The 12,961-nt window shown below is 61.4% G+C and carries 3 protein-coding genes; all 3 read right to left on the bottom strand.

From position 1 onward, the window contains the following. Window positions 1-10: 10 nt before the first annotated feature. The 3 genes from AC1RAD_RS20425 to AC1RAD_RS20415 are packed head-to-tail and all read right to left on the bottom strand — an operon-like array spanning window position 11 to window position 12,535. Entirely contained in the window at window positions 11-4,453 is a 4,443-nt protein-coding gene (locus tag AC1RAD_RS20425) for an Eco57I restriction-modification methylase domain-containing protein (RefSeq protein WP_492736847.1), read from the bottom strand. A 22-nt stretch (window positions 4,454-4,475) separates the two neighbouring features. Further along, window positions 4,476-7,253, bottom strand: coding sequence for a DUF8741 domain-containing protein (locus AC1RAD_RS20420; RefSeq protein WP_492736845.1), 2,778 nt, complete (start codon window positions 7,251-7,253; stop codon window positions 4,476-4,478). Between the two features lie 5 nt (window positions 7,254-7,258). Further along, window positions 7,259-12,535: a DEAD/DEAH box helicase gene (locus AC1RAD_RS20415; RefSeq protein WP_492736843.1), complete on the bottom strand. Its 5,277-nt coding sequence runs from the start codon at window positions 12,533-12,535 to the stop codon at window positions 7,259-7,261. Window positions 12,536-12,961: the final 426 nt, after the last annotated feature.

Raw genomic sequence — 12,961 nt, 5'->3', positions numbered from 1 at the left:
GCTCCTGTCGTCACGCTCGTTTCACTGATGGGACCGTGGCCGGTGTCTCGTTGATTGCGGCGGCGTTGGACGAGGCTTTTGCTGCGGCTTGCGCCAACACTGCTGCGATGCGGACCGTGTCATCGTCCAGCAGCACATGAGTGGGTACGGCGGCACCGGGCATGGCGACAAGCAGGTCTGCCTGCGATTCAAACCGGATCACGCCCACGGATTCCAGGTGGCGGAGCCAGGCGTGAGTGCGGTCGCCAGCGAGCCGGGACGCGTCGAAGATGGAAGGATGGCGACGCTGGTATTCAGCGACGATGTCGATACCCTGCGCATCGGCGAACGTGCCGAGCAATGTACTTTGACCGGCCAGTGATAGCGCATCCGTCAAATGGCGGCGCGGCGAACTTCCCCGCTGCTGAACCATCGCGAGCAGCAGGCCAAGCAGTCGCGCATCGATCTCGTCTTTGACGATGCCGTGAGTGGAATAGGTGGGCTGTGTCTGCTGGCCTGGTGGCGGGTTTAGGAGGCTGATGTAGGGCTCGTCATTCGCTTTGGCAAGCGCCATGCGGTCGAACTCGCGCAGCACCAGCTTCCCCGTGCGGTATTCGCCGAAATCCCTTAGCTCCTTGTTCTTGAGCACTCTGAAAGTTTCTGAGGGGTAGTCTGCGCCCATCACGTCGGCGGGATCAAGGATGTAGCGCAGTTCGTCGCGCTCCAAATCGTAGAGCCTGGCGTAAAAGGCGTCGAGTTCGGCGCGCAGCACGGCGCGCCGCTCAGAGTTGAAAGCGAAGGGACCGCCGGTGTAGCCCAAGTCTTGAGCCCATCGCGCCAGATCGTGTGCGGTGTAGGTGAGTTCCAGCACGCGCGAGACGATGAAGGCAAGGTCGGCGTCGGTGTACTGATCAGGACGAAGTACGGGGAATTGCTTGAAGTAGGAGTAGGTCAAGTGGGTGCCACCGACTTTGACACGGGCAGCAAAGTCAAGCACCAGCGATCCAAAGTTACCAAGCAATGCCGCCGCCCGTTTAGGCTCCTGCGTGGTAGTAAATATGGGCATGGTGTGCCCCACCCCCACCATAGGTATTACTGTCGCAATGACGGTGCGAATCTTTTCAACGCCAGTGATGTCGCGCCACCCCATTAACCAACTGCTTGTCCAACCTTTGTCGACAAGGCGCTGCTCTACTTCCGATTTCTTGACCCAGTATCTAGGCGTCGCGTCATAGGATGGGGCGGCCTTCTCTGCCTCGATGACGTCGCGACTTTCACCATCGGACATGTACGTAGCCCAGCGGTGATCAAACTGGTGAATCATCTTGGCTTCATACAATGGCAGCAGGTCCACGCCGGGCGCATCGGCGAAAAGCTGGCTGTCGCTCGTCATGTTGAATAATCCTTGCGAGAAGCTAATGCCCCAGGGGTTGCCACCGGGCCGGTTCTCGTCGATCAGCACCGGCGAGGCTTGGTAGAGCTTCTTTGTAAGTTCGGCATCGCTTTGGCTGCGGAAAATGGGGCAGGTGAGCGTGTTCGGATTGAGCCGTCTGAACTCATCAGCGGTCAACTGGAAGCGGCGCCGTTCATCATGAATTTGTATGGGTTGCCGAGCGAAAAATACAAAGTCCGCTTGATCAGTTGTGCCAAGTGTCAAAAGACAAAAACGGAAAGCATGATGCACCGCGGGGAAAATGAACTCTTCGTTTTCGAACGAACGAATGCTCACCAACCGTTGTCGTCGAATGAGGTCTGAAAAGTACCCCTTCGTACTGTCGTCCGTAGCAATGCCCGCTGGCACGATGAAACCCGCGCGGCCCCGTGCATGCGTGAGCTGGCTGATGGTCTCAGCAAAAAGCGGATAGGTGTTTAGCTTGCCGACCGCAGTAAGAGGATAGCGCCCGGATTCGCGAAAGAAGTTGTTGGCCGCTGCGATGCGCTGACTCTCAGCAACATAGATCGTCCACAAGCGCGGATCATCCAGGGGCAGAGCTGCAATCGCGCGTTTGCGTTTTTCGCCTGTCAACGCGGCGATGTACGGTGCACGCGTTGCGAAGAACTCTTCTTCACCCATCTGTGTCACCTCCCACGGCGGATTGCCCAGTACGCAATCAAACCCTCCCGAGGCAAACACCTGTGGGAAGGCCAACGGCCAGTGCAGCACGCGGGCCTGGCGACAGGCGGCTTGGGCGGCGACGAGGGCTCCCTGCTGGTCCGCCGGCAAGGCGCTTTCTTGCAGCGTGAGGTAAATCGTGGCGGTGGTTGGTACGCTGTCTTGCGCACCACTCGCTTTGGGCAGCAAGTAGGCGCCTAGTAGCAGATCGGCGGCCTGAGCCAACCGGCCAGTCTGCGCCTGCTGTAAGAAAGCCCGATATGCGGTTTCCTTGGCGGCGATCTCGGCGGTGGTGTTTTCGGGCAGCGCTTCAATGGTTTGCAAGCCTGCTAGGCCGCTGTCGCTCTGGTGAGTCACGTCGAGCTGGCCAAAGGCCTGGGCAGTGCGCTTCTTTTCCAGATCCTTGAGGGCGGCGGCGTTGGCCTTGGCCAGTTGCTTACACGTCTCCTTGTCGTCACCAGAAAGCGGCTTGAACGCGTCCTTGGCGATGCCGCGTTCCAGGGCCTTCAGGTCGGTCAGGCCCAAGAGCGCGTCGCCCACCTGCAGGTGGTGGTCCAGGAAGCCCAGGGGGCGGCCTTCCTCGAAACCTTCCAACCACAGGGCAGTGCGGGCGAGTTCGATGGCCATGGGGTTGCGGTCCACGCCAAAGATGCAGTGGGCGATGACCTCACGTAGGGCATGGCGGTAGTCTTGAGGCTTGACGGCGCCTTCCTGGCCGCCCTGCACAGCGCGCAGTTGTGCCAGCTTTTCCGCCAGTCGGCGTGCCGCGGCCAGCAGGAAGTGGCCGCTGCCGCAGGCGGGGTCGATGACGCGGATCGCGAGGAGGGCGTCAATAGGGCTGACCGGTTGAGCGGCCAGGCGCTGCTCGATGACCGGGTCCAGCGCGGACTTGATGAGCTCCTGGACCAGCGCATCGGGCGTGTAATAGCTGCCGGTGAGCTTACGAGCGTTGCCGGCGGTACTGCCTTCGGAAGTGAGGCCCACGAAGCCGAAAGTGCGTGCCGGCAGGTCGATACTCGGTACTAGTTCCAACAGGCTCTCGTACACGCTGCCCAGTTCTTCCGGACCCATGTTGCGGTAGTCCACCGGGGCGAAGGTGCTGGCTCGGCCCTGCCCGGTACTGGCCCAGCGCAATTGCTGCATGGCGGCAAGCAGGTGAGTATTGGCTAGGCTGGCCGCATCTAGGTCGGGGCACTGGCTGGTCGCGAACAGGCCGCCCAACGCGGGCAGCGCCAGTCGTGGCTCACCTTCGGCCAAGCCGCGGAACACGATGAGGATGGCCTGCCAGTGATCGTCAAAGCGGGTACGGGCGCGGCGCTTGAGGCAGCGCTCGCGCAGGCGAGCCAGGGCGTAGCCCTCGGCATATGCGCGGCGGGAAGCCATGGCGGCAGGGCTGTCGTCCTGCGGATGCAGCAGCCCGCGCTCTTCCACGCTGAAGACGAAGATCAGGCGGTAGATGAGGCGCAGCAGTTGCTGGAAGTAGGCGTCTTGGCTAAGCGTGCCATCGTGCAGCGCGGTACGCAGTGCATCGTTGGCCGGGTGCAGCAGGAAGCCCCCGCCAAAGATCATCAATGCTTCGGTGACCCCTTCGCGCAAGCCCTCGCGCACGCGGGTGCCTTCTACCTGTCCCACTTCGCGCCAGCGCTCCCACATACAGAGGCTTGAGCCGGGCACGGGCGCCTGCACGGATTGCGGGGCGCGGCTGGCGTGCATCAGGCGCCAGACGTTGGCGAACTCGGCGTAGCGCTCGCCCCCCAGCAAGTCGGCTAGGTCCACTTCAAGAAAGCTGGGGCGGGTCAGCGTGGCGGCGTCGCGCAACAGGCGGAGTTGCCTGCCATTGCTGACTATGCCCCACTGGTGACCAGGGCTGGTGTTGAGGAGCTCCTGCATGGCCTGGAAGGCGGACTTCTTGCGACTTCCGCTGCCAACTACGGCAAAGCGCGAGTCGGCGTCGTCCAAGCCCAAAGTGTGGGGGGCCACAAGCACCGGGAGGCCAGGGGCGCTGAACGTCACCGGATAGCGGCGTTCACCCACGCTGACCGGCTCGGCGGTCTGCAGCGTGGCATAGCCCAAGGCGTCGCGCAGCAACTCGTGCACGAAGGCGGTAGTGAGCGCGGTGGCATCCACGTCGCCGCGTTCGAGCTGCGCGTCGAAGTGTTTCCATTGTGCGCAGGCGATCTGGAAGGACCGGCTGTATTCGTCCTTAAGCTTGACGCCTTTTGGGGTGCCGTAGTCGGCTTCGGTTTGCCCGCTGGCTCGGCCTTGGGCGGCTTTGTCGAGCTGGTCAGGCAGGAACAGGCCGCCTTCGAGCGTGAGTGTCGGCAGGTTGAGCGCAGCGAGTGCTTTGCGGACTTTTTTCATTGTCTGGGTCTCTGGCGGCGGCTCACAACGAGTCGGGCAGCAGCACGTACACGCCCATCACGTCCACCGGCAGGCAAGGGCTGACGTGGTAGTGGCCCACGTCGCGGGCGGCTTCGCGCACACGCTGGTGGTCAGCCAAAAGAGCCTGCGCACGCTGCTCGGCCAGGGCTTGCAGTTGTTGCGGATGGGCGGCCAGGAAGTCGAGCGCGGCGCGCACTTCGCGCTGTACCGTATCAGGAGGCAGATTGCCACTGGGCGTGCACTCAAGCAGGCGGACCACCGTGTCGTCGCTGAGCCATTGCGGTTGGCTGCGGCCATGCACGGCCAGCGCCACGGTTTCTTCGGCCATCATCTGGAATGGTTCACGCCGGCGCACGTAGCCGAGCTGATGGCGCAGGCGCAGTAGGTAAACGGTGGTGACGACTTGCACGCCCTCAGTGAGGGTCGCGGCGCAGCGGGCAGCAAGCGGGCGGTCGCCCGAGAGGCTGTCTTCCAGTAGGTGTTCAGCCAGCAGACCCACCAGTGGGTGGCTGCGATGCAGTTCGTCGAAGTCGATAAGCTGCGGCGCGACGATGCCTTCATCGGCCAGGCGAAGTTTCAACGCTTCGGGCAGGTGCTGTGGCAAGAAGCGGTGACGCAGCTTGCGGGCGGGCTCCAGCGGTGAGCCCAGCCGCACGCAGGCACTTTGCAGGAAGCGCTGCACATCAGCCTGAGTGCCCAGGGCCTGTTGCTGCTTGTGCCACTCGGGTAGCACTTCCTCTGGTTTGATACGCCCCTGCCTGAACACCGTGCGATTGGCCTTAGCTTTCTCCAAGGCGTCTTGCCACCGGGCTTGCAACGGCTGCAATTCAACGTTGGCCTCAGCGAACATATCCGGCGTGTAGGGGATGGCCACGCGTTCACGCCGCATCAGCGCGGCCTTGACCAGCGCTTGGTTGATGCGGGCTTCGTCTTCGGGCATCGGCACAAGCACGCCCAGCTCTTTCTGGATGGCCTCGCCCTTGCGCAAGATGACGTTGAGCACAAAGCCATCGACCGGGTTGTCCTGCCCGTACAGCATGGTGCAGCGGACTTCGTCGGCCTGTTGGCCGAAGCGGTCTACGCGGCCTTCACGCTGTTCGTGGCGGGTGGGATTCCACGCCAGGTCGTAGTGAACGACCGCGGTAAACAGGTGCTGCAGGTTGACGCCTTCCGAGAGGCAGTCGGTGGCGACCAGGATGCGGCTGTCGCCTTCGGCCATGTCTTCGACGCGCTCGCGCCGTTCCTCGGGCGTGAGTTCGCCGGTGATGGCTTCCACTGTGGCCTGGGGAAAGGCCGCCTTGAGGTGTTCGGCCACGTAGTGGGCGGTGGCTATGTAGCGGCAGAACACCACAGGGTGATAGCCGTCTTTGAGCAGCGGGCCGAGGTGCTGGATGAGCACGCCCAGCTTCGGGTCGCCGGCCTTGCCCGACAGGCGGTGCGCGTCGGCGATCAGGACTTGCAGGTGGCTGGGGTCTTGCAACTGCGCGGCGGGCTCCAGGTCGCTGCCGGCGAGGTCGTCGGCTTCGCCGTCATACAGGCGGTCGTCGCTCAGCGCGTCCTCATCGAGCAGGCTGCCTTCCAACCGGGTGGTGAGGGCTTTGACCGCAGCCGCAGGCGACGAGGCCACGCAGCGCAGCAGGGCGAGCGTGGCATACCAGATCAGACGGGCACTGCCCGGGCCTTGTTGTTCGATGGTTTCGGTCAGCTCACGGCAGTAGTCCTGCACGGCATCGAAAAAGGCGCCCCAGTCGCCGCTGAGCTGGTAGGTGACTTCGGTTTTCATGCGGCGAGGGAAACCACGGCCGTCCTGCGTTTCGGCTTGCCATTCGGAAATGTCCTTGCGGCGGCGCTGCACAAAGTGGCGGGCCAGTTCCTGGCGCAGCGGGTCGCTGGCGGACATGCGGCCCTGTAGGGCGGCAAAGCGCGGGTCCAGCAGCGAGAGCAGGTTGTAGAACGCAGTCTCGTCGCCCGAATGCGGGGTAGCGGTGAGCAGGATGAGGTGGCGACGCTCGTCTTGTGTCAGACGTTGCAACAGTTCGAAGCGCAGCTGCTTGCCGGCGCCGCTGCTGGCGCAGGTATGGGCTTCGTCCACGACGATGCATTCCGGCGCGATGGCCAGGAAATGCTCGCGGTGGCGCTCGCTCTTGATGTAGTCCAGGCTGACCACGACAACCGGGTGGTGATCGAACAAGCCCACGCCGTGCGGCAGCTCGCGCTCGACGCGGGCTGCCGAGGCCGAGGTGAGCGCTACGGCCTGCAGGTTGAAGCGGGTCTCCAATTCGCCTTGCCACTGGTCCACCAAGTGCGGTGGGCACAGAACGGCGAACCGAGCGATTTCGCCTCGATCCATAAGCTCGCGGGCGATGAGGCCGGCTTCGATGGTCTTGCCGACGCCGACGTCGTCGGCGATCAGCAGCCGCACAGTGGATAGGCGAAGCGCCATCAACAGCGGCACCAGTTGGTAGCCTCGCGGCTCGACCGCGATGTTGCCGAATGAGCGGAAGGGGCCGGCACCGGCGCGCAATTTCAGACGCAGCGAATCGCGCAGTAACAAGGCGGCGGCGTGGTTGCCGGCACGGGCGGGGTCGGGCCAGGCAAAGGTGGCGGGCTCGACGGGCTGAAATTCCAGTTCAGGGATGAGGGCGATCGTGTCGTCGTCGGCCCCGCCAAGTGGTCGCAGGCGCAGCCAGTCGCGGCGCGAGTCGCTTTGCACCACCCATTCGCGCCCACGGGCGCGCACCAGATTGCCGGGAAGAAAGTCGTGTTCGAGGACGGTCATAGGGTTCACTCCGCAGCGCTCAGAACGTCAGCATGAGCAGCGAACATCCCGGGCCAGTGAGCAGGTTCGGAAAAGTCGAGCAGTCGCCAGCCCTTATCTTGCAGCAGGGCAGTGGTGATGGCGTCCACCGGTGCCAAGAAAACCAGAGTACGCACTGCCTTGTACTGGGCGGCAGCGATGGCGGTACCCTGGTTGACTGGGACGTTCACGGCATCGGGTTGGCGCAGCCCGGCTTGAGTGAGCGCGGCCAGCCACGCCGCGAGAGGCCCGTCGGCCGACATAGTGGCCGGCTCCTCGGATGCTGCCCGTTTGAGATGCACTTGGGCATTGGCCAAGGCCACCAGCAGCTTGAGCACGTCCGGGTTGCGGCGGTTGATGTGTTCATGGTCCGGCTGGTTGAAGTAGGACAGCAGGCATTGGTAGCAGCCGGCTTCGCAGACGTGGTTGCCCAAGTGGTCAGTGAGTTCCAGAGCGGGCAGTTCGTCCAGCTTCCATGGCCCCTGCGGCATGCGGTAGTGGAGGAGTCGCAGGGCGTTACTAGCCACCTGAGCCAGGCTGTCTGGGTCATGGGCAAGCTGCGTTAGCACACCGGCGCCGCCCTCTGCGGCTTCATAGAAAAGAAGAGCGCGTCGCTCGTCAGCCTTAGGAAGGGGTTCGGCTACCAGCTCGGATTCTTCGATCTGGAAGGTCATCTCGATGCCGCGTTTGAGCGCGGCTTGCAGGGTGGCCATGGCTTCCAGAGACAAGGGAAAAATCGGGGCTAGGATGAGCAAATTGCGATGGTCTTCCACGAAGGGGACGATGCGCTGGTTGGGAACCTTGTCTAGCAGAGTGTCGTCGCTGCCGGCGTCATCTGACGCATCAGGGGCATCCTGCTTACTCCAAGTGCCGGTGATTGGGTTGATGTAGAAACCCAACTGCTCCTTAGCTTTGCGGCGACGCCAGCCGCGGTTGAGTCGCCAGATGCGCGCGGCGGGAGCATAGGTGAGTTCGCTCAGAAGATCGTCAGTCAGCTTGACGTCGGCCTTTTGACGCTGGATGAAGCCATCCGGGCCAGGAAGGAAACGATAGGTCGTCTGCAGCTCAAAGCCTTGACGTTGACGCTCTTCGTCGTTGATAGAGATGCGCTCCACCGGTACTGTTTCGACGGTTTCAATGCGGTAGAGTTCGCGCACCCAATCATGTTCGGTGAGCAACGCATCGCAGTTTTCGCAGCGATTGATCAGTGGTTGCACGCCCCCGGGTTCGCCCAGATGGCCATAGCCGCATTGGCTGCACACTAAGGATGTGATGGTGGACAACTGGCTGTTGCTTGAGATGTGGTCAGCGTTGCCCACGTTGAGCTTGGCCCGCACCACGCGGTACATGCGACCCTGGTGGTAGATGAGGCTGCGTGGCCCGAATTCCGACAGTGCCAGGAAGCGCGGGCGGCTGACCATGCTGCCGTCCTCATCCTTGCCGTTTGCGGTCATGCTGCCCCGTGCGGGGATCCAGGCCATGAGTGGGAGGCGCGGAAAGTTGTAGCCTGGCAGGAAGCCCTGGCTAGCGAGGTAACGGTACGTGTAGAAGTCGGTACTTTGGGTGTTGCCGGTTTTGAGCAATACCGCATACTGACGCGCGGCGTCGCCATAGCGCCTTTGCGCGTTCTGGCGTTCGTTATGTGAGGCAGTGTGACTCTTGACGATCTGGTCTGCCATGTCCATCTGCTGGCGCGTGGCGTCGAAAAGCACACGCCAACGCTCCAGCGCTTTTGAAAACTGCTCTGGTGCCCGTTGGATGACTTGATTCACATAGTCCGACGAGAACCAGTGACTGCTACCCAACTCAGCCCGTAGCTGCTCGACTACGCGCTGGGCGCCGGCCTGCGCACGCTGTTGGACATCGAGGGCATTGAGGATGTCGTGGTAGGACTTCTTTAGTGGCTTACCGGGCTCGCCCAAGTCAAGCATAGGCGCAATGCTGGGGTCCAGCACAATCTGCGCACTGGCCAGCCACACAGCTTGTAGGTGACTTTCGATAAGGTCGCGGTTGGCCAGATCAAGCGTGGGTGGGCGGACGACCCCGTGCACCATTTCGTTTGCATGATGGAAGAACCATTGATCGTGAGGACTGAGCGCTGCACAGTAGGTAATGACCAGTGCCTGTTGTCCAGAGCGACCCGCACGCCCACTGCGTTGGGCGTAGTTGGCCGGTGTGGGCGGCACGTTGCGCAGGTAGACGGTATTGAGGGCGGAGATGTCTACGCCGAGCTCCATGGTAGGGGAGCAGAACATCACTGACAGGCGCTCAAGCGGCGCTTCGTGCGCGGGGTTGGCTGCCCAGTCCTTGCGATCCTTGTCGGTGTAGCGAAAGCGTTGTTCGAGCAGCTGCCGGCGTGGGGCATCGACTTGGGCAGTGTGCTCCTGGGCTTCGAATTCGAACAAGGGATGCGATGGGGCGCGCAGCAAGTCGGCAATGCTCAGATAGAGCGCTCGGAAGAACTGATTGACGCGGGTGTCTTCGTTGAGTGGTTGCGCCGCCGTCAGGCACCAATCAAGCGCTGCAGCGTTTAGACGCCAGCCAACCAATTGCTGGTCGATAGAGTGCTTTTGCACATAGCCGTATTGGTTGGCTACTTGCAGCAGGGCTTCGATCAGCTCAGTCCATTCCGCGTCCTTCCAGTTAGCGACCAAGGAAGCGCAAGAGGTGTTTTGCCAGAACGAGGCTGTCTTGACTTGCCGCAACAGACGGGAACGCGGACCTCCGGTGACAAGGTCCGCACGGGGTTTTCCCTTGTACTCGGGGCGTTTTCCCAGGATGAGATAGCGGCCTGTCTCCAGTTTTTCATCCGGAGCGAAAGCCCAGCGTTCGTTCAGATAGGTGTGGGCGTTAGTGCGCGCCTTGTCCTGCTCCACCGGATCCAAATAGCGCGTCTCCAAACAAAGATTACGGCGCAGGGTGTCGAACAGCAGTTCGCATAGTCGTGTGCGGCTAGCAGGGTCTAACTGGCTCAGGACCTTGTTCTTGGAAAACGCGGCGGCATTAGCGCAGAACTCGTCAAGGCTGCGGTAGCGGATAGCCAGCAAGCCCAATTGGTCGAGGTTCGGATTGTTGAAGCGCCAGCCGCGACGAAGGTCGCGCAGCAATCTATAGGCAATGATGAAACGCAGCGTCCGTTGCGCTTCCTGTCGTGCTAGCCCCATGAGCTTGGGAGTGCGAAGGTACTCAACGAGGGTGATCTCGTCCACCTTGTTGAAGCCCAGTGCCTTGAACACTGCTTCGGCCAGTTGTTCTTCGTTTAGCAGGCCGCCGTTGTCTTGCATGGCACCTACCAAACCAGCACGCAATGTCAACAGAAAGATGAAGTCATTGAAATGACCTGCTTGAAGCGCGGCGTCCTGGCGGTTGTCAGTGAAGCCCAGCACCTTGCGGGGATCTGATTGGCCCTTATCAGGTTCTGGCAATTCGAAGAGCTGTTGGAGCGCACTGAGCGCGATCATGGTGGTAGCCGAAGAACGGCCTTCACCAGAAAGACTGGATAGGCGATTGGCATCCTTGCCCCGGGCTTCATGAGCCACACCGCAATTTATGCAGAAGCGAAACTTACCCGGAACGAACCAGAAGGTTTCACCCGAGCCTTCGCAACCCCGCGCATTGATGGTCGCTTGGTAAGGGACGGCATTCTTGTAGGGTGGCTTGACTTTGACGTCGTTGCGGCTGAAATCCAGCCAGTTTTCGGGCAAGTCTTCGATCCCGCCTCCATATTGCTGACCGGGCGTGACTGGGCACAGGAAGCCGTATGGCACGTCTTCGCCATCCTCTGCGCTGACATCATCGATCTCACGCGGAGTGAAGTTGAACGGGCGCTGCCTGGATTGCCACGTCGGAAAATATTCCTGCCCGCAGTCTCGGCAAAAATGGGCAGGATAAAGAAACACGCCCTCGGCCTGGCGCCCTGGTGCGAAGCGTTGTGCGTCCAACGTTAGGTGCCGCCTGCCAGGCGCTTCAAGCGTCGTTAGCACCTTGCCGGGGCCGCTGATGAACTGGTGCAGTTTGAAGGCGAAGGGTGGGCGACCCTGAGGCGTTCTCACGTCATGTGCGGCAACTAGAAAACGCTGCAAGGCGCCGCTTGCTGCGGCCTCATCGACCCCCGCATCAGTAGCGAGCCTCTTACTGGCCTCTCGAAGCGTCATTGGCTTCGCGCGTCGAGGAGGCTCGTTGTCGGGTAGCTCGATGCCTAGGTTCAGCTCCACCCATATAGCCAAGGCGTCAGCTTGGAAGGCAGAAAAGTTTGCCCAACTGTCGTCGACACGCGCAATGGCCTGAGGAAGCTCTGCTCGAATGGCTTCCACATCATTGAGGGGATTGGTAATTCGCTCTAGCGTTTCGCCGATGACATCGTGCTCTGTGATGGTCGCGCCGAAAAGTCTGCCAGCTACTTCGGCTACTGTCCGGTTGCGATCCGCCTGAGTGCCCGAGCTGGACATGGTGGCAGAGGTCCCGATGCACACCAGATTTTCAGCCTTCAAGCGCTCGCGCAGCCGGCGCACCAGAAGTGCAACGTCCGAACCCTGGCGGCCACGGTAGGTATGCAGCTCATCGAGTACCAAGAATTCGAGGCCTTCGCAATGGTCCACCACGCGCCGGTCGACATCGTCGAAGCGCGTGAGGATGTACTCCAGCATCATGAAGTTGGTAAGCAGAATGTCTGGCGGATTGTTTGCGATGGCATCGCGCTCAGTGAAGGATTCCTGGCCGGTGTAGCGGGCGACCGTGAAGGGGCGCTGTTCCGATGCGTATCCATGCAGAAACTTGTCAAGTTCTTCCAACTGGCTGTTGGCTAGCGCGTTCATTGGGTAAATCACGATAGCCCGAGTGCGCGCCTTGTCGTCTATATCCCTGGCTTTCAGAACACGATCAATGATGGGTATGAAGAAGGAGAGCGACTTGCCTGAGCCGGTGCCTGTGGTCACCACAAAACTTTGCTGCGCCTGACCTTTCGCGAGGGCTTGCAACTGGTGGGCATAGAGGTGAAGTGCCTGGGGATTGCCTTCCGCTTTACCGACCCGGAATACATCAGCGCAGGCTGGATGCACAAGCCCTTGTTCAGCAAGCTCCTGCACGGTGCCTTTGCGCCGATAGTTCGGATTGATCTGCACCAGCGGTTCTGGCCAGAAGCGCCCCTCGGCATACTGGCGCTCGACTTCTTCACGAATATCTGCAGCCGCGATTCGCACAAAGCTTCGTGAGAAAGACTCATAGTCGGAAATGAGTCGATTGCGAAAACCAAAGACGTTGTCCATTGCGTTTGCTCTTCTGATCTTCGTTAGAGGCTCCACTTGCGCGGGGCGACGCATCGTCGGCATGCGAGATTGCGACTGAATACCGACCAGCGGTGCGCGTAAGGGGCGGGAATCGACAGAGTCTAGCGACTTGGCCAGTCATGTCGCGACGCGTGTTCTAGGGGGATTGCCGGCTTCTAGGCACCCTGCAACGAAGCTAGACGCGAGGGCTCGCCCCTAAGTTGATCCGCGCAGGCAAGCAATCGGGCTTCGTTGCGGGATATGAACGCGCAAGGCGCCGATAGGCCGTAGCGAAGCGCGCGGATGGTAAGAAGAGGGGGTCAACACTTCACTTCGAAGAAGCGCTTACAGGCCTTGTGTGGGGCCATGTCTGCTGCGGCTCTGTCCGTTCCACTCTGCACGACTGACTGCTGCAAGTAGGGCGGT

This window comes from Variovorax sp. GW823-FHT04B03 (assembly GCF_058796495.1).
This window is presented reverse-complemented; position numbering and strand designations above follow the sequence as displayed.

What these genes read in the sequence shown, in the direction of transcription:
- AC1RAD_RS20415 (WP_492736843.1), bottom strand. Translation starts at nt 12,535, where the DNA reads ATGGACAACGTCTTTGGTTTTCGCAATCGACTCATTTCCGACTATGAG.
- AC1RAD_RS20420 (WP_492736845.1), bottom strand. Translation starts at nt 7,253, where the DNA reads ATGACCGTCCTCGAACACGACTTTCTTCCCGGCAATCTGGTGCGCGCC.
- AC1RAD_RS20425 (WP_492736847.1), bottom strand. Translation starts at nt 4,453, where the DNA reads ATGAAAAAAGTCCGCAAAGCACTCGCTGCGCTCAACCTGCCGACACTC.